The following is a 21697-nucleotide window of genomic DNA, read 5'->3' as shown; positions in this document are numbered from 1 at the left end:
ACTGATTTACCAAATAAACGGTATTAATTTTTTTGTTTTCTGTTTATAGACTGTAAATTGTTCTTCATACTTTTTCTGTAAGTAACCATCAGATTTTGGAATATATTCAAAAACGAATACAAAGAACAGGCCTAGAGGTATAAATAAACTATAAATATTGCTAGCGATAAATGCTAAACCTAACACCCAAAGGCAATCCCCCAGATAATTAATATGAATCGCATATTTAAATAAACCACCTGTATATAGCTTACCTTGATTTACAGGATTGTCTTTAAAGGATTTTCTAAGTAGCTCTGAAACTGTGTTTAACATACTTCCTCCTAAAAACAATATCCAACCTATTGTAAGTAATATTAAATTAGGATCCTGATTACTAGTAATCATTAAGATTGGAAAACCTAAATAATAAATTCCAAAAGCAATACTGTTCATAATGGCTTCTTGCCATGAAATCCCTCTAGACAACCATATAAACATCATAGCCGTTAATCGTAAAGCGGTGATAATTAAAGCTATAAACAGCCCTATTGAAATGCCTGGTTTGAAATAAGTAATGAAAAGTAAGTAATACGCAATGATTAGATAGATAATCTCAGTAACTAAAATTAATATTTTTTCTTTTATTGTTGGCCGGTTTATACCATACATTGTGATACGCTCCTTCCTTTATTCATTTTATAGGAAAATAAACTTCTATGATATTATTCTCCTCCTGTGTGCTATAAGGATTCGTTTTATAAACTTCAAACGGAGCTCCATTCAGTTTATAGTTATTTTCTTCAATCCAAACGTGTAGCTTTGTATGAATAAAAGGTAATTCTTCGTAAGAACCAATAAGCGTAGCCATTGCGCAAAGACCGGGATTAAACACTTTTGTTTTATTTGTGGCTTCTGCAAGGGGAATCGCAATTTCCACATCATAATTTTCAGGTACATATTCTGAACTATGGAAAATAGCAAGTGGTTTTGCAATAGGTAATAAATTTTCAAATGAAATTTTACTAAACAACTCATTAAAGTGTGTTAGGAAATCAACGGTATTAATTTGTTTTCGCTGAGATGATATATTATAGGTTAAGTGATTTACAAGATTAATCTCAATATGATTTAAGTAACCTATGATACTTTCCTCTTCATCTAATTGTTGAATATCACGCTTTAATTTTTTTAATAAAGAAGAATAATATGTTATCTGCTGTATTAGATTTTCTTGTTTGGTTTTCATTTTAGAGTTAAGCAATTCAGTTTTCTCCCGATTTTCTAAAATATCCTTAATTTCTTCCAGCGAAAATAAATAAGTTTTTAATCGTGTAATCAATAAAGCTATTTCTAATTGGAAAATATCATAGTAGCGATATCCATTCTTAGGGTCTATGAAAGCTGGTTTTAAAAGCCCAATTTCATCATAATAGCGCAGCGTCTTCATTGTAAGATGAGATATTTTTGAAAACTCTCCAATTGAAAGCATAACACTCACCTCCTGTAATTAATTATTTTAAATATACTGCTTCCTGTAAGGGGAAGGTCAATCAACAAAGTTAAATTTTCTTATTGTATTTAGAACGATATTCATCCCCCTCAACCTACAATTTTAAAGTAGTCTCCAAAACGAATATGTAATCTTTTCAAAATTGTTCATGGGAAATCAGCCGATTTTTTCATTTTATAGTATTTGCATTTCTTATCTTGAAAAATGTAGCAGTATCCATTATATAAATAATCTAAGATCTACTAAGCGCTATAATCTTTCGAATGAACTTCTAATATGAAACAATTCGATGAAACTTTAATTACTATTAAATATAAGATTCCCCCTACAATTGTAATCATGTAGGCTGGAATATAATTTAATAATAGACCGGATAGCGCCATTGCTATAGGAAGCATCATTTTACTTATACTTAATCCAATGCTGAGAACCCTCCCTCTATATTCATCAGGAATCTCTTTTTGCATGAAATAAGCTATAGGTATATCAATAAGCACTATAATTAGTCCTAAAAAAAACATAACAACACAATAGGTAATAACGTATACAAAATCATTTACCTCAAAACTTTTGAATAAAACTGGAATTCCTGAAATAATCATAAAAACCGCCAACATAAAGCTTAACTTTTTCAAAAGATAAGCGTAAGAAAAACGATTGGTTATCTTTTTTACTAAAATCGCACCAATTATCATGCCTACTGGAAAAGTCCCTTGAATCATACCAAATTGTTTAGAACCAAGATCGAGAACTGTATTAATAATGTATGGCAATGGAACAGTTACAGCAAACCCTAAGAAGAAATTAAGTGAAATTAAAATACTGAACGTATTTTTTAAGCTTTTCCGCTCCATTAAGTAAGAGTATCCCTCCTTTATATCTTCAATAAAATTAATTTTTCTAATTGAACATTCCTCATTTATGTTTTGCTCAAACAATTTAAAGTTAATAAATAATATGGAAATAGCCGAAAGGATAAATGAAATACCGTTTATAATTATAAAAATTTTAATATCAAAGACTGCAAAAACAATACCACCTAACATAGGACCTAGAATTAAAGATATAGAATCGATAATTTTACTTATAGAGTTAATACTCATTAGCCTCTCTTTGGAGACGATATTTGGTTTTGCAGCTTCTAATCCTATTCCAAAAAATGTTGTAAATATCGTTATAAGAAAGGTAGTAGCATAAATGGTGAATAAGTCTAATCCATAATTACTGCTAAATATATAAACAGTAATTAATAAGCTTCCACTTAGTAAATCCATACAAATGACCAATTTCTTTTTATCAACTTTATCTGCAATTACACCAGCAAATGGATTCATAACAATCATCGGAATAGTTCCTAAAATAAGCGTAATGGCAAAATTTAATGCTGATCCGGTTATATGTAAAACATATAATCCTAATGCAAAACTATAAATAGAGCTACCAAATATTGATACTGTTTTCCCGAATGAATAGAGACACATATTTCTTAGTTCTTGGTTTCTTTTTTTATTTTCTATATGTAATCGTAAACTTCCCATCACTTTTCCCCCTACCTAACTTTGTGTTACGTACATTGTAAGTTCTTGGGTCAACCCAATAGCAATATGTACTATTTGAAAAGTTTTAAGGGGAAATAAATAAAAGATGGGGTTAACCCCATCTTTTTCAGAAAAATGAATATGTATAAATTTCTTCTCCTTGAACAAAGAAATCCTCGTACCTTCCCCCTCGTATCAAATAATTTGAAGTACTTTCATCAATAGATTGAAACTGTAAATTTTCGATTTCTTTTGTTACTTTTGCAGATGTAAAATTCTCTCTGAGTCTAGGTGCAATTTGGCTATTTATGCTGAATTTATTAAATAAAATAAATGAACTTAATAAATAACAATTGTGTTTAAAAAGGGAATTTAATTCACACAATAAGAACTCCTCATATTCAAAACTATAATTACTTGTACCTGATTGATCGATTACAATATCAACAGAATTATTCTGAATAGGTATGTTTAGAAAGTCGGCACAGATAAATACAATATTTCTTTTCACATTTCTTCTCTCAATTACATCTTTTAAAAGTAAAAGTTTATTCAAATCTCGATCAACAGCAATATATAAACACTCTTCCGGTAGTTCTTCATAAATATTTCGTAAAAAGAACCCAATACCAGACCCTAAATCAAGTAGTATTTTTTCATTTAAATCTAATTGCATTAGTTTCTTTTTCGCCCATTCTCCTCCTCTTTGAACATTTTCCAAAAAAGCAGTATCCGTTTCATGGATATAATCTGAAATAGAATCTTCAAGTGATTTCCTCTTATACACCTCAAATAATTTTCCAGCTGTTAAAACTCCGGAAGTAATCGCGTATTCTTCACCACAATTACAAATTAATTTCCCCTCAACAATTTGATTTTTATTAATAATGCCATCTTCAAGAATTAAATTTCCGTTACACTTAACACATTTAAATAAATGAAGTACTTTTAAATCTACCCCTAAAATTGAACTCGAAATTTCAGTTTCTATAGATAAATTATTTAACGTTTTCTTTAATTTATCTTTTCGTTCCTTTAAGGTTTTTATCTCTTGTTCAATCTTTTCATATTTTACTTTAAATAAAGATTGATAAAAAATATCCTTTTCATAGTCTAAGGATTTCCCTAAATTTTTATAAAGAAACAGTTCTTTAATTTCATTCAAGCTAAACCCTATCCATTTGTACTCTAATATAAGTTCTATATCCTTTTGACAATACTCGTCAAAAAAATAGTGACTTCCTTTTTTCTCAGGAATAACGAGTCCGAGATCCATATAATGTCTAATCGTATCTACACTTACATTATTTACTTCTGCAAACTTACTGATTTTCATCCTAATCACTACCATTTATATATTTGTTTATACATACTTCTTTATTATTTTAAAAAATCCTTTCATCTCCCTATATAAAATTGTTTATATTATGAAAAAGATGTAATTAATTTTAGAGTTCCGCCATATATCCATCAAGCTAAGCTTATTTAAGTTTAGCTACTCTTTTTAATCTTGAATTTTAAAAAAGAGTAGCAGGTAGTACGGTTATGTCTATATATCTAAAAAACTTAAAATTAAACTATGAGTTCATGGATAAATTAAAAACTGCGGCGTAAGTACTACAGTTTCTTCCTTCTTCATTGAGTTGAAATATGTAAAGTTACGTACTTTAACTGTAGCGGACTTGTACTACGCGTTCATATTAATTTTATAGACGTTTAAGGATTTTGTTTTATGGTAAGTATTTTTGCTGTGAAATCAGGATTGTAAATATAGATGAACGTGATTCAAATCAAAAAAAGGTACTCCTAGAAGTACCTTTTTTACTATTCTATATGTGCGAACGCTTTCAAGATTATTGGATATAAATTGATGTACGCATTGTATTAAATGGTGAATTTATAGATGTCTTTTGGTACTCAAACGTTCCTTGTTGGTGTCCAGAAGCATCCCATTTATAATACCAGCCAACGATTGGTCTTCCGCCAATTATAGTGGAATCAATACTTTTTACATTAGAACCATTCATTTTAGCAAATGGGTTTTGGCCATAGCCCATTTCTTTCGTTGTAATATATAAATATTTTCCCCCGTGGTTACGCGATGTGCTGAAGCTGTTCTGATTAATTGTTTCTACCCCGCCTAGCTCAGACTCTACTTGTACGACGTTTAGTGAAGTAAGTGGTGCTGCTGGTCCAGCTGAAGCTTCTGTTGCCATTCCTAATCCGACGAACGCTGTAATTGCTAACGATGAAATCCCTAGTGCTGCTTTTTTAAACATAAAAAACATCCCCTTCCATCTATTGTTTTCTCTTTCATTTTCAATATAATCCTAATAACCTTATATATAAATAGATTGTAGCTGTATAAACATTAGTGCGAATATTCTATTATATATTTCTGCAATTTATTATTTTCATTATTAACTAGCGTATACCGAATTTAAACCATATGAACCATTGTCGCTATTTTTTTGGTTCATAAACAGATGCCTATATTTCTTGTTACTGTATAATAATGTTACATCAAACTGATGTCAGTACACATAGAAACAATAAAAGAGAGCATATTTTAAAAGATTTATTAAAACAAGCTCTCTTTTTATTAATTTGAATGAATCTTTCAGTAAAAAAGTACATTGATTTGTATCCTTTATGTAACAGAAATAATCGTTTTAAAAATCTTGTTTTTATGCTTTTTCCTATTATTCTTAAAGATAATTTATTGAATATTTTTATTGTATTCTAATTGATTTTGAATTCCTGATCTATCAATTTGAATCCAATACTCTGAAATTTTCCCGTTTTCTATTCTATACACTGCACTTGCTATTTGAATTATAGGGAGACCTGTAGGTTCATACCCATCTATTTCTCCTATGTGTGTACCTACTTGTTTCCAGCGTACATATACTTTACTATCTTGTACTAATAATTCTTGAATTTCTAAAGAGAAATTCCCATATACTTCAACCATCTCTCTTACATGCTCAGCGTAATCTTTTGGCGATCTATATACTGTTTGTTCCTCTTCAGATATAACTTGATGTGCCAATACTTTATCTGCCATATATCGATTTGAAAAATCCGGATTACTCCCTGAACGCACTTCTTTAAAGAAATTTCTGATAATTATTTCTGGTTTCATTAAACATCCCCCTTAAAAATAAATCCAATACTAATAACCCCTGAATGTATCGGATAAGTGTTATATTTTCATTCTCACTCTTTCTCAATAAGTATGTCAAGTTTGAAGTGTTGACATTAAAAATTGTAAATTTGCATAGGGTTAGCTGAGCAATGGTTTAAAAATGCAATATTACTAAGTTCGATGGAGATATGTCGAGATCCCATTTTGTTTTAATTAAATAAAAAACCCGTGAATAATTCACGGGTTTTACTTTAATAACTAATTGCTATTGTACCTTCACCTGCATGAACCGCAAATGAAATTGGTAATGGATATAATTTGAAATCCATTTCAGGGAATGCTTGTCTAATATCTGCAATCCATTCTTCGGCTCCATCTTTATCATTAGCATGGAACATATGAAGTACTTTTGGTAATTCTTTTTCAAGTTCATTTTTAATATATTCTCGACATTTTTGGATTTTACGAACTTTCTTTTCAAGTAAAAGCTCTCCACCTTTTACTTCTAATATTAAGTTAACACTTAATAAACTTCCAAGTAAAAATTGAATGCCCTTTACACGACCACTTGCATAAAGGCCTTTTAAACTTTTCGGGAATACGTGGAAAGGTCTTCTTTTTTCATCTACTAATGTTTTGTGTATATCTTGTAAAGTCATACCATCATTGTATAACGATTTCGCTTTTCTAATTAGTTCATCCATTGGATAACTTGTTGTTTCACTGTCTAATACCGTTAATGGAAAACCTGCCATTTCTGCAGCTAGCTTCATATTTTGATAGGTTCCACTTACTTTTCCGCTAATAGCAACTGCAAATCCTTCTTCATATTCTTCTTTGCATTTCGTAAATAACTCTACCATTTCCCCAATATTAGGTTGTGAAGTAGTGACTGTTTTACCTTCGTTTAACGCATTATAAACACGTTCACGTACACCTTCTTCACAATCTTTGTACGACATTCCATCAATAATAACTTCGATTGGGATAACAAAGTTATCTCCTTCTGTTTTTAAATTCGCAGTTGTACTATCAGTAATCCAAGCAACACGCTTCATGTTGTTCCTCCCTTAATTCAATTCCTCTTTTCTAATTTTTCTATATATTTATGTTATAAAAAGAGAATATCCCTGTAATAGTAACAGGACTTTATTGTTTTGGCTATAGTAGATGTATATAAAATGTGACTATTTCTTGTCTATTTCACAAATAAAAAAGAAAATCAAGGAATTTGCTCGATTTTCTTCTTATCATATACTATTTAAAAGTTTCATTATCTAAAATTACAACATAATCATTCGTTAATCTTCCAGCTTCTTTTGTATAACTAACAAGCCTTTGTATATTATCACAGCAAATTTTTGCTCCCCATACGAGTAACGGTACGCCAATAAAATCGATATGGAACCTTCTAGAAAACAGACCACCAAAAGTCATTGGTAAAGGTACAGTTGGTGATGTATTAGAAAAAATAATTTTTTCATGACTTTGATAATGTTTTTGCAAGATTTCTCCTAAATGCTTCATCGCAGGTACAACAACTTTTGATGCGCCACATCCAATCGTATATACAGGATGACCATGTTCATCAATTCCATGAAAAATAATTTTTCCCATATCTTCTGTTTTCAATTTATTAAAGTAATCTACATTCAAAATTTCTTCTTTCGTTAACTTACGATCCGTTGGTAATTTATTTAAATGATACGCTGCAGCAAGTGAAGTTGTATGAGTACCGCCGAAGTCTGTGTAAATGTATATCATATTATCATCCCTTGTTGTAAAAGTTCAATGTTAATTAGTATTACCGTTCTTAGCAATGTTAAACAAGGGATGAATGTATTTACGCTTTTTGTGTTAATTCATTATATTTTTTCCAAATATAATAACGTCTACTAATCACGGTGCCTAATGTAATACATAAAAAGGCGTTTGTTACAACCATTAATGTCTGGTGTGTACTACCAGAAAACATACTTTGTTTAATTATAATTTTTGCTCCTAAAATAATAAGAAGGATTATTGTACTTACCCAATTTCCTTTTCGTAGTACATGACCTGTTTCACTATCTACTCGAAATGTTAAAGCTCTTCCTCGTATAATTCCAAGACCTAAGCCGATTCCAAGCATTACAACAAACAGTAGTCCTTGCAGCAAAGTTATTTGTCCCATATGAATAATGGACTGGATTGTTACAAAGCACAACAAAGCCGGAATGAGACAAATACGGTTTATTTTCACTTTTCGTTCTTTACTTTGCATCAAAACAATAATAAGAACAACAAGTAAAATATCCATTTAGAATCCTCCTATAAACTTGTTTATCTTTAAAAATTATATTCTCCTCTTTTCATTCCATACTTGAAATACGATAGCTACTTTCAAGTGTAAGATGGAAAATGTGATTTCTCATCAGCCTTAAGCATTATTTATAAAAATAAAAAGACGTACTTTTTACTCGTACGCCTTTAATAACTCGTTTAAACTCCTATTTATCAACTAATTCCACACCTTTAGAATTAGTTTTACCCAACACTCGAATGTTAAATTTATTAATGGCTTTTAAAAAGATATTATAAATAGAATATCCAATAATAGAACCTATAACATTACAGATCACATCATCAATATCAGTAATACGTCCCACTCCACTAAATAAAGACTGAATTAATTGTAGCAATTCAATACTAACTGATATAGTAAATCCCAATAAAATAGTATTTTTGAACTTTTTATATTTATCCCATAAAATTGGTGCTAAAAATCCTAAAGGCATTAATAATAAAATATTCCCGCCTACATTTCTTACAATTAGACCAATCATAAATAGGGCATCCCCATCATAAGCACTACCAATTTGATTGATGTCTTTAATAATTGATGCAAATGGAATTATATTGACCGAGCGATTCAGATTTTCAATATTAGAAGGAAAACCGATTGGTAAAGGGAATAAAGTTACTGCAACAACCATACAAATGTAGACCACGAATAAAAAACTTATTATTTCTTTCCACCAAATCATATGTTTTTTATTTTTTGTACCAATTAATATTCCACGTACAATTAAATAACAAATAACCCCTAAAATAATAAACAAACTACCGTTGATCATATACAAATTGTTAACACATCCTTTCATATGAATTAATAATTTAAATTTACAATTATATAGTAATGTTTTTTAATTTAAAAATCCATATAAACATATGTAATTGTGCAGAATTACAAAAACCCCTTATTTAATAAATAAAGGGTTCCTCGTTAACTAAAATATTTTTCAGAACAGAAACAATCATAAACCCGTTTAAATTATTTTCGTATCTCTTCTTTTATATCCATATAATTAAAAAGCTCTTTCTATTTCTGTCATTAATTTTTCAGGTCCTGCCCCTTTATTCGATGGAATAACTAAAGTGATTCCTAATTCTGGATATATGGCCGAGCGAAAACTGACGCCTGGATCATATCCCATTACATGATATTTGAATACCTTGTTTTCTCGTGTTTCAATCCATATTCCATATCCGTAAGACTGTTTATCATTTACATGAATGTGGGGAGTTAAAAGTAACTTTGTATATTCCTTTCCTAAAATTTCATTATTAAATAGTGCCGCCCAAAATTTCAACATGTCTGGTGCAGTAACATATGCACCTCCATCAGCCCCTCCTTTTATTGGTATAGAGTAAGCGTTTGTTCTCCAATTTTGGTTGGTTTCGTCCTTTATATATCCTAGAGCTGTATGTCTTGGTAATTTATCTAACGAAAAATAGCCAGAATCATTCATGCCAATCGAATTAAAAATGTTTGTTTCTATATACTCCGTAAATTTAAGTCCCGTCTGTTCTTCTATTATTAATCCAAGTATGATAAAACCTGCGTTGTTGTAGTGAAACTTACTCCCAGGTGTAAACATCATATTACTGTTTTGGAATAATGGTAAAAAGTCTTTTAAGCTCTTTAATAGATACATAGGTGTTTGTTTCCAAAGATCCTCGAAGTTATCCATAATACTTTCATCAAAATAATCTGGTATACCAGAGCTATGCGTTAGTAGTTGATGTATTGTAATATCTTCATCGAAGTTTGGAAGTTTTATCTCTAGACAATCCTTTAATTTTGTATGAAAAGAAATAACACCTTTTTCAACAAGTTGACAGATGCCAATTGCAGTGAAAATTTTACATCCTGAAGCAATGCCAAATCTTGTTTGTATCGTATTGTTTATACATTCACTTTGGTTTGCGTAACCCATTGCTTTTTCATAGATTAAGTCTTTTTCTTTTTTTACTAAAACTACCCCAGAGAAATCTATTTTTTTTTGTATTTCTTTTACAATTTTATTAATTTCATCTTTTGTTTTTATCACGACAACCACCCTTGTCTTTCGGTATTGTTCTTTACCCTTATTAATTTTTCCATATAAAGGGGAAAGAACCCTTTTATTAAATACGATAAATTGTTAATGAGAACACAAAGTTCATTTCGAATGTATGCCGCTATTTGTGGGCAGTAGGACCCCCATCTCAAAATTCAGCGAAAGCAAAGAAGTTAAGTGGGGACCCTGCTGCCCGTAAAAGCCCGATTGGTGAGGGCTGATAATCAGTGGGGGATGCCCCCCTGATTAAAGTTTCACTTTATTGATTCAGTAGAATACAACTTAGATTGTGATGGGAATAAAGTAAACACACACAAGACGATAGTAATAAATAACATGATCAATGAACCTACAATAACTACAAGTTGTATAGAAATGAACTGAGTCGCAACACCAGATAATATTGTAATAAAGATTGTTACTAACGCAATAACAAGTCCATATATACTTCCGATCCGTCCCATTATATGAACGGGAACGTTATTTTGGTAAAACGTATAAAAGCCTGTATTTGCATATGCCATAGAGAAAGATAAAATAAAGAATCCAATAGCAGCTATTAAAAATATATTTGAAAAAGCATAAATTAAATAACCAATTGCGATGAATAATGATCCTATTCCAATTAGAAATGAAGGTGCTAATTTCTTTGACAAAATTGTATTTGTTATGGCACCTAAAATAAATCCTGCACCAGCTATACTAACTAGAAAACCATATTCACTATCTGTTAGTAGTAATACCTCTTTCGCAAACGATAGTTCAAGTGAATCAGTAGCAGTTGCTAATACGAACATACTTTGAAATAAGAAATACACACATACGACATACACATGTTTTCTACTAAAATTTATAACAGTGTTCCAATCTTTTTTTAATACTGTAAGAGATAATGTATTACTTGTTGTATCCGAAGCTTCTTTCTTATCAAGATTAGGTAAAAGTAATGTAATGAATCCTGATAAGAGAAATGCTATAGCATTCATATATATAGCAAACTCTGGTGTACCTGCAATTAATAATCCCCCCGCTACTGCTGGTCCAATTAATGATGCACCAGATCCTATTAAAGTACGTAATGAGTTGAAACGTTGTCTTTGCTCTACTGGAATTAATTTCGTCATATACGTCATAGCAGTTGGCTCATAAATTGCACTGGCCATACTTATAAAGAATACGAATACATAAACAATCCAAAGTGACGGAAGTAAAGGTAAAATAGCGATAAATAACGCACGATATATATCGAGGTGAATCATTAATTTCCGTTTATTTAAACGATCAATCATACTCCCAGACCAAGCGTTTGTAAATAAAGTGGCTAATGGTTTTATTACATATAAAGTAGCGACAGCTAAGGCTGAGCCACCCATATGATAGACAAGTACATTCAGTGCTATTAAGTAAATCCATGCCCCTAAATTCGCAATACCAACACCGGACAGTAGTAATAAAGGATATTTCCAATCTTTAAGAAAATTTTTCATTTTTGGCCCCCGCTTTCAAAATTGTTTTACAACAATAAAAAAATCCCACCCCCAAGACTTTTAATCTTAGGGACGAGATTTATCATCGCGGTGCCACCCTAGTTTGTTAATATGTCACCATACTAACCTTATCAGGTACTGCATTCTAATTCATGCTTATACCATAGCTCTATAACGGGAGCTCCCGTCACACCATCCCCTAATAATAGGTTCCGATGTGCTGCTCAGAGGCTTGGTTCAATAAAGAATTTTTACTCCTTTTCAGCTACATGGAGCTCTCTGTGAAAAATTCATTTTATTTACTCTTCTCTTCACTGCATTTATTTTTTCCATATTATCACATATACATTTAACTGTAAATAAACAATAATTAGATATTTAACAACGTGTCACTGTTAGTTCTTTTATTTATTATTTTTTCTGAAAATTACGGTGCGTGAAATTACTCGCAACTCTAAAGAAAGAGCTATTTGCATATAGCTCCTTCCAAATGCCTGGATTAATTCGTATTCGCCTCTGTTAACGGTTGTAACGGCGGTTCTAATTCTAGTTCTAGTGTATCTCCTTCTTGTAAATCTTGTCCTTTTTCAATACTTTGACTCGTTACATAACCCGTACCAGAAGTTTTCAAATCTAATTTCAAAAGTTTAGAGAAATACATAACATCACGCATGGACCACCCTTTTACATTTGGCATTTGTGCGTTATTCCCTAATAAAAATATCCGATCACCTTCACTTATTACCTCGCCAGACTGTGGATATTGTTTTATTATTTTTCCTTCTCCTAAAATTATCGGTTGGAGTTTCTCTTTTTTTACATTATTCTCTACCGTATCCATGGATTGATTCACATAGTTTTGCACTTTTAATTGGGATTTTTCCGTTGCATCAGCTATTTGTTTTTCTGTATACGGTTTCACCTTTAAATATTCAAGGCTGTTTTTTATAACAGGTTTAAATATTTCAGCAAGAGGCTGAGCTCCATACTCATCTCCTTTTAACTTTGGCTGCTTAATAGCTAAGTATACGATTAACTCCGGATCGTCAATTGGAGCCATTCCTAAAAAGGAGAAAATGTAATTCTCTTTCCCTTCCATATATCGACCATTTTCAGGATTCGGGATTTGTGCTGTTCCTGTCTTACCTCCAATTGGATAACCATCCACTTTATACATTGTACCAGTTCCTTTTGAAGATGTTATAACACGCTCCATTAAGCTTCTAACCTTGTCCGCTGTTTCTTTTTTTATCGGATTCCCAATTTCTTTCGGTTGATTTTCCATAATAACTTCTTTGTTTGTTGGATTTACAACTTTATCAACGATATATGGTTGCATCATTTTCCCGTCATTTGCTATAGCAGTAGCCGCTTGGATTAATTGAATCGGAGTTACTGTAGAACCTTGACCGAAAGAAGTTGTAACCTGTTGAATTTGTGTATTTAATAATAAAGTATTTTTCCTTTCTCCAGGTAAATCTATCCCTGTTTTTTGATTGAATCCAAATTTATTCATATATTGCTTAAATTTATTTGGTTTCAGTAACTGATCTTCTAAAATAGAAAAAGCTACGTTTGATGACCTTTCAAATCCTTCATCAAATGTAATTGATCCCCATCCAAATCCACCATTATGGTCTTTTATATCAGATGAACCAACGGAATATTTTCCAGATTGAAAATATTCTTTTCCGTTATATACACCTTCATTAATGGCAGCTGCTAATGTAAAAACTTTCATTGTTGAACCTGGTTCATATGCATTTGCAATCGGGTCATTTAAAAAGTATTCGATATCACCTACATTAGGATTGTAACTAGGTTTACTAGACATCGCTAAAACCTTTCCTGTTTTTGGATCAGCAATAATGCCAATTAACATAGAAGGATCATAATGTTCTTGCGCTTTGTTCATCGCTTCTTCTAAAAAACTATTAATTTGTTTATCAAGCGTTAAATATACGTTATTCCCATTTTTAGCTGGTTCTACTTTACCTATATCATTTGTAAGCGGAATTCCCCTTCGTGTACCCACATATTCTATATTTCCGTTTGTAGAGCGCAAATATTTATCCAAACTCTTTTCAAGCCCAAACTTCCCTTCCGTATTCCCTTTATCATCTGGTCTAGCAAAACCAAGTATATAGGATGCAAAGTCTTCATTCGGATACACTCTTGCTTTTTCTGACATAAAAGATACACCTGGTATTTTTAAATCATTAATTTTTTCCTTCTTTTCCCTAGATAAGTTCCGACCAATTTTCCCAATTTCAACTTGCGTACGCCCTTCATGAAAGTTTTTTAATACTTCTTCTTTATCAATTTCAAGCGCATCGGCTAATTGTTGTGCGGTTTCATCTTTATTTTTCACTTTATCTTTTCCTTTTAAATTCACAACAACTCGATACGTTGTAGAATCTTGTACTAACACCTTTCCGGTTTGATCATAGATAGTGCCACGATTCGCTTCTAAAACACCTTTTTTATTATGTTGTTCATTCGCGAGATCCTTTACATTCACATTATGCACGACTCCTACTGCCTGAATATAGAATATACGCAAAATCATAATAAGAAACAAAACAATAAAAGCAATCATCATATATCGAGCGCCTTTATTCGTTTGGAGTTTTTGCATACTTATCTCCTCTCTTTTGGAATGGATTCGTACGAAGATCCGTTTTAAAATTTGTAGTTTTTGTTTACGATACTATATGTTTCGAAGTTTTCTTTTTAATTCCTTTAAAACAATGCAAAACTAACTGTTGTTATTTTGTGTTATTATTTTATATATTTAAAATACGGTGCGTGAAATTTCAGAATATTAATTAGTACAACTTGATTACAGAGCACTCTAAACTCTTTTCGTATTTCCTATAAAAAAATTCCCCTCTGGATGTCCAAAGGGGAACTTTTTATAGGAAAATTATGCGATATGGTTATATTTCGCTAAGAAAGGAATTCGTCTCGCTACTAATGCATACATTTTGAATACAAGTTTCGCTATTGGTTCAAACATACGTGTACTTTGCATTACTAAAGCACTCGTAATAAGTGTTAAGAATGCTGCACCAAGTATATCTAAAGGATAATGAACACCTACGTACATACGTGATATACCGACTAGTACTGCCCATAATAGCGCGATATATTTCAGTTTTTCTCCTCTAAGAATAAATACGAAGGCGATTGAAAATACAAGTACAGAATGATCACTAACGAATGATGAATCTGCTGCATGTGGTACTAATTGATGTACATCATGTGATACGAACGGACGCGGATGGTAATATACCGCGTGTATAAGAACATTTACTAATAATGCAATAATAACCGAAAGCGTCGTATATAAAACTGTATATTGTTTTCTAATTGCCTTTTCTTTCTTTCCATTATTAAACCATAAGATAAACATAAATAGAACGGCTACGTATGCAGCGCTATTTGTAATAGCAATCATTAACGTATCTAATAGTTTGGATGAATCAGCAAAATTATTAAACCACTGAAATACTGTGTAATTCATTAAACTCTCTCCTTACATACAAGTGTTCTTGATTTACACAGTATACAATACCATTATGAAAATAGGCTTAAACTTTTTTCATCTAATTCTCATTTTACTATTACTCATGTGACAATTATTAAACAAATTTTATACGCTATTTATGTATAAAGCCGGTAAGCCTTTATAATAAGGCGGTTCGTATTTTTTTCATGTTTGAAATACATAACATATTCATTTAAATATACTAATTGCAAAATCATATTTTTTAATTCATTTGAAGTACAATATTTCCGAATTGTTCCCCATGTTCCATACGGCTTAGTGCTCGAATTGCTTCTTCTAACGAGTAAACCTTATCAATAATTGGTTTAATTTGATATTTTTCAATAAACTTTATCATCTCATTAAATTCCTCACGGCTACCCATGGATGTTCCCATAATATCAATTTGATTATAAAATAATGCGCGTAATGGTAATTCAATTTTATCTCCTGAGCTTGCACCAAAATTCACGATTCTTCCATTTGGTTTTAATACATCAAAATATTTCAAGAAAGTTGCCGGGCCTATACTATCTATTATTAAATCTACTTTTTCACCTTGTAAGCTCTCTTCCCAATTTCCGGTACTATTAAAAGAAATATCTGCACCATATTTTTCAGCAAGTTCCCTTTTATTCTCTACCCTTGAAGTAACACTCACTTTTGCGCCGATTGCTTTCACGAATAACATGGCAAATGTAGCTACACCACCGCCTATTCCCGGAATTAAAACATGTTCACCGCACTTCAATCTACCCTTTGTAAAAAGTGCTCTATATGCTGTTAATGCGGATAAAGATAAAACACCTGATTCTTCCCAAGTAAGATATGCCGGCTTTTCTACTACATTTTCAGCCGGTACAATTACATATTCAGCAAACGTTCCATCTTTCGGTCCACCTAGCACTTCCGGTAACTCCGGTACTTCAGTAGCATGTTCCCATCCAATACTAGGATTAATAATAACTTCTGTATGTAGTGTAATATTTGAAACTCCTTCTCCTATTTCTGTAACAATTCCTGAGCCATCTGACCCTATTACTAATGGTAGATCCATTTCTTTTCTATTGTTTATAATAAATAAATCCCTATGATTTAACCCTGCAGCTTTTAACTTTATTTTTACTTCACCTGCATTAGGACTTATCTCAGGTGAAAATTTATATTCTAACCCCTCTAATCCTTTTTCATATTGATGTACAATAGCTTTCATTGCTTAATTCCCCCTTAATATTTCCAATGTACTAGAAATATCAAAATAAATAAAATAGTTTGCCTCCAATAATTAGAAATTATATATTTTGTCATGAAAAAAACAAAAAATCCTCTCCCTATAAAAAGTATAGGAAGAGGTTTCAAAACTAGTTAGATAAGAATCTATAAATTTATTGAATTCTAGCCAATTCTAATATTTTTCGAATAAATGGCGCTTTTGCCTTTGTATATGAAACACGATCAAAAGCATATGTAATAGCAAGCCTCTCTTTTAATTCTCTATATTCTTTACGTGCCCATTCATGGCTTATTAGAAAGTCACGAAATAAAATATTGTTTCTCCACTCATCACTATTATAAATATAAATATGCAAATGATGAGTACCCGCTCTCCATTTTCCCTTTCTAAAAAAACGCCAATTGGTTGCATCTTTTGGAACATACTCATATCCAATTTCCGATAGAACTTCAATCCAGTTTTCAGTAATTTGTAAGTCTGTTACGCCAATCATCATATCAATAAGAGGTTTAGCTCCTAATCCTTCTACTGCTGTGCTTCCTATATGTTCAACAGCAATTATTTCTTGTCCTAACAAGGAACAGAATTTCTCTTTTTCTTTTATATACTCTTCAACCCAGTCTTTTTGATATGCTTTAATAACAATTTGTTGATCCATTGTATTCACCTCTTTATAAGTGTTTATCATTATATTTATAAAATTTTATATTATTAGCATAGGATTTCCATAAAATATGTCGAATAGTGGCATGTACAACATAATTATATTAAATGTGAGGTAATCTATGAAAGATAATTCCGTGGAAATTCAGTTAAATAACGTAACATTCCAATTAAAAGAATATCATAATTTTGATTGGCTTATTAAATTAGGGACCGTATTTGCAGTTTTTGACCAGCAAGACTCAGGTAATATAAGTTTTGGTGTAGAAAAAGATGGGCATAAGAAATTTATCAAATACGCAGGAGCACAAGCAATTGGATTTGAAGGAACAACGGGTCACGCTATTAAAAGGCTAAAAAATTCAGTTACTATCTATGAAGATTTAAAACATGAATCGCTCATAAGACTAATTGATCATTTTCCAGCTCAATCTGGATATGTATTAATTTTCGATTGGTTTGATGGTGAATGTCTTCATTCGCATTGGAGTTTCCCACCTCCTGAGAAATATAAAAATCCAAACTCACCATTTTATAAATTTAGGCATTTATCTGCTATAGAACGAATTCATTCCTTACATTCCCTTTTTTCTTTCCATACTTATGTAGAAAAGAAAAACTATGTAGCGATAGATTTTTATGACGGTAGTATTTTATATAATTTTAATACAAACGAAACAAAAATTTGTGATATAGATTTATACAGTAAGAAACCTTACATAAATAAAATGGGCCGGCTATGGGGTTCCTCCCGTTTTATGTCACCAGAGGAATTTGAACTAAACGCAACAATTGATGAAAGAACAAATGTATTTAATATGGGAGCAATGGCTTTCTCACTTTTAGGCGGTGAAAAAGATCGTTCTTTTATAAAATGGGAAGCAAGTAAGGAATTATATGAGGTAGCGTATCGTGCTGTAAATAACAATCGAGCAGAACGGTATGCATCAGTTACAGAATTCTACGAAGCGTGGTTAAAAGCAGCTAACGCAGAAAATATATAACCTTAAATTATTAAAAGAAATATAGAGTTTATACTATACTTGTTTTGTTTTCTTTGCTATTGCAAACTTCAAAAAAGCTGCAAGTAGGAGGAGGAGCGGTATTCCCTGAATAAAGAGACATCCTCCAAAAAAATCAAGCGTAGTGCTATATGGAGAGTCTGTTGCCATCACACCTATAAATAAAGCCATTGGACTTGTGAGTAGATTTATCCCTAAACAGATCATTATCAATGATAGATTTTTAGCCTTAATTTTTGATGAACCAGACAAGAAAAATAAAAATATCGCAGTACCAAATATAAGAAACAGTGTTACATAAAAACTTACCATAATATCCCTCCATGAATCTAATTGTACCATTAGAAAGGACAAATTTGAATAAATAGGATATTTATGTAAGTCAGATATAGTGTCTCTTTATCAGTGGCAAGAAAAAAGTGGATCCCTACTCTCTCACAAGGAATCCACTCTTTCTATTTCTACAACTCTATTTATATACGTTCCTCTTTTTGTCCTTACGAGAACTGCCATCAATAGATCATTAACATAATTATCTTTAGCGGAAGTTAAAGTTTTTTATTTTCTTGCTCAATTAAAGCACCTGTTAGTTAAAGATTATGGATAATTAATTTGAAAGTTTTTTATCTAAATACACCTTTTCTTTTGGAAAGCCAATCTTCTAAGGCATCTTCGTGTAGTTTTGTGAATAATTTTGGTATTTGGTCTATTGGGAAGTATTTTAAATCCAAAGTCTCAATACCATCTACAGTAAGTTCTCCACCAATTGGCTTACATTGAAAACAATGAGTGATAGTCTGAGCTTTATCTCCGTTCGGAAACTCACCAGAATATTTAGAATAGACACCTATAAGATGTTCAACTTCAACATTTAATCCTGTCTCCTCAAATATTTCTCGTTTAGCGGTTTCTTCAAGAGATTCTCCAAGTTCCATAGCACCACCTGGAAGACCCCATTCATTTCTATCTCCCCGTTTTTGTAAAAGAATTTCATTTCGTTCGCTATAAACAATACCTCCAGCAAAATTAAGAAATATTAAATCATGTCCTACTTTTCCCCGGATATAACGAATGTAGTCCTTATTTGTAGTCATAAATTCCCTCCTAATTTATATATAAAATACAAATTAATTACATATAAAGATAGAAGAAAATAGTAACAAAAATGATAATATTCCTTATTCTCATAAGGGATTTGCCCTTTACTTTTTATCAATCTATGCGTTTATTAACCATTTCTATTCTAATACCTTCATTTCCTAAATCCCCTTTCAAAATAAAGCGAACACCATTTCTTAAAACAATTTTATCGCAGTTCTAAAAATTGGTGTCCTCTAGTTTTCTAGCCGGACTATATTCTATTTTCAAGCCCATTTCTATCTCCCCATGAATAAAACTCAACGTTCTGTTTATACTACAACTACATCTAGAGACACATCACTGTTTAGAGCGGCTAGGTTTTGTTAGCTGCTCTTTTGTGTTTTACACAAATAAAATCAATAACTCCGCATATAATATCTATGTAGCTAGACTATTGCCTCTGTATCGAGCAGTTAGGCTGGGCTAAATGCTCTCTTATTTATGACAAAATAAAACTTTTAAACAGAATTACTTTCGTATAACATTTTCAATCTCGCTTACACTATAACTGTAAATTTAAGTTACACATCTATTACTTGTAGGGCCTAATTTTCTTTTGTGTAACAATTGGTTAGCTCATAAAGTTAACCAATTTGTTGCCTTAAATATTTTTTATTTCTCAATACTTAATACCTAGAATTAATTCTAATTTATTGGCATTAAACTATTGACATTGATTTTCCTCATATGCAATTTTTGAAAAGGCCTTTTCTCTCACATTAGGCTCTTTTATTTATTAAAAAAAAGATTATTTTATATAGATTACTATAAGCATCCATAAAGCCAAAGCACCAATGATAGCGAGTACTATACGTGTAGATAGTATCCTTACTTCAAAGTCTGTTTTCTTGGAGGGTTCAGGATATGCAATTATGTAAATTCCCTTTAATAATGCAAGCCATGCAATAACCGTTAGGAATCCCCGCCAGTTGAATCCCCATACATTATGTAGAATTACAGTACCTAATCCTAGGAAAATCGATAGAAAACCATACATAATACCAAACCCTCTGTCTTCAACCACTAATTTTTTTAAGTCATGTAACACCGATGGACGGACGAAAAGTATTCCCGATACGATAACCGTCATCCATCCCCAGAACAGCCCTAAAAAAGTACTAGTTTCCATTATTATTTCACTCCCCTCAATTATATTTATATTTCAGATATTCCTTCCTTTAGAACAATTCCAGCACTTTTATGTGTAGGTTAAAGTCTGCTCTTTTTTAATACAAACATTCCGTATTCAATGCCCATACTTAATCACACCATTTCTCTACAAAATGAAATTTTTATTAATCTTCCTCATCTCCGTAACAGTTATATAATTCCTAGCATTCTTCCGACTTGCTATTCTACTTTGATTCACTGGTCTTGTATAAAAACGAACTGTTGCATGAAGTACGATCATATACTCAGCGTACTCCTGTATAGTTCTAATCCATAGAAATGATTCACTTTTATAAACGACGTACTCCTTTACGTTCAATGTTCATTCTCCCTTTTGATTAAAATAGCGCTTTTATTAAAAGTTTCTATCTTTATCATTCCCTATCCGCTTCTACTGTGCCAAAGCTTGTACTATTTGCATACGCTATTAATAAGTAAGAAGATAGGAGGTGTAAATAGAATGTCTTGCATTATCACAGGGTTAACTCAGCCACTTTGTTTAACTCTTATTTATAATATTTCTAACGGTAAACTTGTATCCTCCTCCGTTGAGTACGGATCATGTTCACTATCAACAGAATTTGATTATGATAGTAAGAATCTAGTTATTAGAGTGCCATTTACTGGTGAAGGTACACTTGTATTTAACAATAATTTCGAAGCAAGTTGCGTCACAACGAATATAACTCAACCGTAATCAAATTTATTTATCCTTAGGGAAAAGTAGAATTGTACTTCTATTTCCCCCCTTCTCCCTCCTTTAGTAAGATAAAACTCGCATTGATAATTCAAATAACGATTTTGTTTCAAAATTGCACCATCATTAAAAACATACATACAATATGATGTGAACCGTTTTTTCAATATACAT

At 31.5% G+C, this 21697-nt stretch carries 22 protein-coding genes and 1 other annotated feature; of the genes, 2 read left to right on the top strand and 20 right to left on the bottom strand.

Annotation, left to right across the window (positions count from 1 at the left end; translation table 11 throughout):
* Positions 1–6: 6 nt before the first annotated feature.
* From ATL10_RS08985 to ATL10_RS08910, 16 genes are all read right to left on the bottom strand, one after another.
* Entirely contained in the window at positions 7–651 is a 645-nt protein-coding gene (locus tag ATL10_RS08985) for a methyltransferase family protein (protein WP_072938607.1), read from the bottom strand.
* Between the two features lie 22 nt (positions 652–673).
* Positions 674–1471 carry a MerR family transcriptional regulator gene (locus ATL10_RS08980; protein ID WP_100910221.1) on the bottom strand — a complete coding sequence of 266 codons (798 nt, stop codon included), beginning with the start codon at positions 1469–1471 and terminating at the stop codon, positions 674–676.
* A gap of 263 nt (positions 1472–1734) precedes the next feature.
* The gene (locus tag ATL10_RS08975) at positions 1735–3030 is read right to left on the bottom strand and encodes an MFS transporter (protein ID WP_110496779.1); all 1296 of its coding nucleotides are present in this window, start codon (positions 3028–3030) and stop codon (positions 1735–1737) included.
* A 127-nt stretch (positions 3031–3157) separates the two neighbouring features.
* A complete protein-coding gene (locus ATL10_RS08970) occupies positions 3158–4366 on the bottom strand; it encodes a MerR family transcriptional regulator (RefSeq protein ID WP_110496777.1) in 1209 nt (402 codons plus the stop codon).
* 517 nt (positions 4367–4883) lie between these two features.
* Positions 4884–5309: a DUF4879 domain-containing protein gene (locus ATL10_RS08965; protein ID WP_000472917.1), complete on the bottom strand. Its 426-nt coding sequence runs from the start codon at positions 5307–5309 to the stop codon at positions 4884–4886.
* A gap of 440 nt (positions 5310–5749) precedes the next feature.
* Positions 5750–6175 carry an ester cyclase gene (locus tag ATL10_RS08960; protein ID WP_053564321.1) on the bottom strand — a complete coding sequence of 142 codons (426 nt, stop codon included), beginning with the start codon at positions 6173–6175 and terminating at the stop codon, positions 5750–5752.
* A 254-nt stretch (positions 6176–6429) separates the two neighbouring features.
* Positions 6430–7236, bottom strand: coding sequence for a DegV family protein (locus tag ATL10_RS08955; protein ID WP_000831926.1), 807 nt, complete (start codon positions 7234–7236; stop codon positions 6430–6432).
* Positions 7237–7435: 199 nt separating this feature from the next.
* Positions 7436–7942 (bottom strand): DUF3189 family protein, encoded by a 507-nt coding sequence (locus ATL10_RS08950; protein ID WP_000639421.1) that lies wholly within the window; start codon positions 7940–7942, stop codon positions 7436–7438.
* A 79-nt stretch (positions 7943–8021) separates the two neighbouring features.
* Positions 8022–8477, bottom strand: coding sequence for a CcdC protein domain-containing protein (locus ATL10_RS08945; protein WP_090977932.1), 456 nt, complete (start codon positions 8475–8477; stop codon positions 8022–8024).
* A 190-nt stretch (positions 8478–8667) separates the two neighbouring features.
* Positions 8668–9300: a VanZ family protein gene (locus ATL10_RS08940; RefSeq protein ID WP_061660852.1), complete on the bottom strand. Its 633-nt coding sequence runs from the start codon at positions 9298–9300 to the stop codon at positions 8668–8670.
* A gap of 225 nt (positions 9301–9525) precedes the next feature.
* Entirely contained in the window at positions 9526–10551 is a 1026-nt protein-coding gene (locus ATL10_RS08935) for a serine hydrolase domain-containing protein (RefSeq protein ID WP_100910222.1), read from the bottom strand.
* 263 nt (positions 10552–10814) lie between these two features.
* The gene (locus tag ATL10_RS08930) at positions 10815–12047 is read right to left on the bottom strand and encodes an MFS transporter (RefSeq protein WP_097923833.1); all 1233 of its coding nucleotides are present in this window, start codon (positions 12045–12047) and stop codon (positions 10815–10817) included.
* 65 nt (positions 12048–12112) lie between these two features.
* Positions 12113–12371, bottom strand: a binding site (T-box leader).
* Between the two features lie 175 nt (positions 12372–12546).
* On the bottom strand, positions 12547–14685 hold the full coding sequence (locus tag ATL10_RS08925) for a penicillin-binding protein (protein ID WP_098235449.1): 2139 nt from the start codon (positions 14683–14685) through the stop codon (positions 12547–12549).
* Between the two features lie 288 nt (positions 14686–14973).
* On the bottom strand, positions 14974–15573 hold the full coding sequence (locus ATL10_RS08920; RefSeq protein ID WP_001110124.1) for an undecaprenyl-diphosphatase: 600 nt from the start codon (positions 15571–15573) through the stop codon (positions 14974–14976).
* Positions 15574–15820: 247 nt separating this feature from the next.
* Positions 15821–16810: a zinc-binding dehydrogenase gene (locus ATL10_RS08915; RefSeq protein WP_090977938.1), complete on the bottom strand. Its 990-nt coding sequence runs from the start codon at positions 16808–16810 to the stop codon at positions 15821–15823.
* Between the two features lie 172 nt (positions 16811–16982).
* On the bottom strand, positions 16983–17489 hold the full coding sequence (locus ATL10_RS08910; protein ID WP_000372679.1) for a GrpB family protein: 507 nt from the start codon (positions 17487–17489) through the stop codon (positions 16983–16985).
* Positions 17490–17616: 127 nt separating this feature from the next.
* On the opposite strand from ATL10_RS08910, the gene ATL10_RS08905 reads away from it, so the two are divergent.
* Positions 17617–18498, top strand: coding sequence for a protein kinase domain-containing protein (locus ATL10_RS08905; protein ID WP_110496775.1), 882 nt, complete (start codon positions 17617–17619; stop codon positions 18496–18498).
* Positions 18499–18531: 33 nt separating this feature from the next.
* Here the strand turns inward: ATL10_RS08905 and ATL10_RS08900 are convergent, their stop codons facing one another.
* From ATL10_RS08900 to ATL10_RS08885, 4 genes are all read right to left on the bottom strand, one after another.
* On the bottom strand, positions 18532–18828 hold the full coding sequence (locus ATL10_RS08900) for a hypothetical protein (protein ID WP_000253417.1): 297 nt from the start codon (positions 18826–18828) through the stop codon (positions 18532–18534).
* A 311-nt stretch (positions 18829–19139) separates the two neighbouring features.
* A complete protein-coding gene (locus ATL10_RS08895) occupies positions 19140–19610 on the bottom strand; it encodes an NUDIX hydrolase (protein ID WP_110496773.1) in 471 nt (156 codons plus the stop codon).
* A 794-nt stretch (positions 19611–20404) separates the two neighbouring features.
* Entirely contained in the window at positions 20405–20785 is a 381-nt protein-coding gene (locus tag ATL10_RS08890) for a hypothetical protein (RefSeq protein WP_098256568.1), read from the bottom strand.
* A gap of 147 nt (positions 20786–20932) precedes the next feature.
* Positions 20933–21145 carry a hypothetical protein gene (locus ATL10_RS08885; protein ID WP_090977944.1) on the bottom strand — a complete coding sequence of 71 codons (213 nt, stop codon included), beginning with the start codon at positions 21143–21145 and terminating at the stop codon, positions 20933–20935.
* A gap of 141 nt (positions 21146–21286) precedes the next feature.
* Between ATL10_RS08885 and ATL10_RS08880 the strand changes: the two genes are divergently transcribed.
* Positions 21287–21523 carry a hypothetical protein gene (locus ATL10_RS08880; protein WP_001277643.1) on the top strand — a complete coding sequence of 79 codons (237 nt, stop codon included), beginning with the start codon at positions 21287–21289 and terminating at the stop codon, positions 21521–21523.
* The last annotated feature ends 174 nt before the right edge of the window (positions 21524–21697 follow it).

The sequence above is a fragment of the Bacillus sp. 196mf genome (genome assembly GCF_003217275.1).
Classification (GTDB): domain Bacteria; phylum Bacillota; class Bacilli; order Bacillales; family Bacillaceae_G; genus Bacillus_A; species Bacillus_A thuringiensis_S.
This window is presented reverse-complemented; position numbering and strand designations above follow the sequence as displayed.

Bases quoted from the DNA above. Each gene is read 5' to 3' on its own strand.
- ATL10_RS08970 (WP_110496777.1), bottom strand. From the start codon at position 4,366: ATGAAAATCAGTAAGTTTGCAGAAGTAAATAATGTAAGTGTAGATACG.
- ATL10_RS08895 (WP_110496773.1), bottom strand. From the start codon at position 19,610: ATGACTACAAATAAGGACTACATTCGTTATATCCGGGGAAAAGTAGGA.
- ATL10_RS08930 (WP_097923833.1), bottom strand. From the start codon at position 12,047: ATGAAAAATTTTCTTAAAGATTGGAAATATCCTTTATTACTACTGTCC.
- ATL10_RS08975 (WP_110496779.1), bottom strand. From the start codon at position 3,030: ATGGGAAGTTTACGATTACATATAGAAAATAAAAAAAGAAACCAAGAA.
- ATL10_RS08890 (WP_098256568.1), bottom strand. From the start codon at position 20,785: ATGGAAACTAGTACTTTTTTAGGGCTGTTCTGGGGATGGATGACGGTT.
- ATL10_RS08960 (WP_053564321.1), bottom strand. From the start codon at position 6,175: ATGAAACCAGAAATAATTATCAGAAATTTCTTTAAAGAAGTGCGTTCA.
- ATL10_RS08915 (WP_090977938.1), bottom strand. From the start codon at position 16,810: ATGAAAGCTATTGTACATCAATATGAAAAAGGATTAGAGGGGTTAGAA.
- ATL10_RS08945 (WP_090977932.1), bottom strand. From the start codon at position 8,477: ATGGATATTTTACTTGTTGTTCTTATTATTGTTTTGATGCAAAGTAAA.
- ATL10_RS08925 (WP_098235449.1), bottom strand. From the start codon at position 14,685: ATGCAAAAACTCCAAACGAATAAAGGCGCTCGATATATGATGATTGCT.
- ATL10_RS08985 (WP_072938607.1), bottom strand. From the start codon at position 651: ATGTATGGTATAAACCGGCCAACAATAAAAGAAAAAATATTAATTTTA.
- ATL10_RS08920 (WP_001110124.1), bottom strand. From the start codon at position 15,573: ATGAATTACACAGTATTTCAGTGGTTTAATAATTTTGCTGATTCATCC.
- ATL10_RS08910 (WP_000372679.1), bottom strand. From the start codon at position 17,489: ATGGATCAACAAATTGTTATTAAAGCATATCAAAAAGACTGGGTTGAA.
- ATL10_RS08980 (WP_100910221.1), bottom strand. From the start codon at position 1,471: ATGCTTTCAATTGGAGAGTTTTCAAAAATATCTCATCTTACAATGAAG.
- ATL10_RS08900 (WP_000253417.1), bottom strand. From the start codon at position 18,828: ATGGTAAGTTTTTATGTAACACTGTTTCTTATATTTGGTACTGCGATA.
- ATL10_RS08880 (WP_001277643.1), top strand. From the start codon at position 21,287: ATGTCTTGCATTATCACAGGGTTAACTCAGCCACTTTGTTTAACTCTT.
- ATL10_RS08905 (WP_110496775.1), top strand. From the start codon at position 17,617: ATGAAAGATAATTCCGTGGAAATTCAGTTAAATAACGTAACATTCCAA.
- ATL10_RS08965 (WP_000472917.1), bottom strand. From the start codon at position 5,309: ATGTTTAAAAAAGCAGCACTAGGGATTTCATCGTTAGCAATTACAGCG.
- ATL10_RS08955 (WP_000831926.1), bottom strand. From the start codon at position 7,236: ATGAAGCGTGTTGCTTGGATTACTGATAGTACAACTGCGAATTTAAAA.
- ATL10_RS08950 (WP_000639421.1), bottom strand. From the start codon at position 7,942: ATGATATACATTTACACAGACTTCGGCGGTACTCATACAACTTCACTT.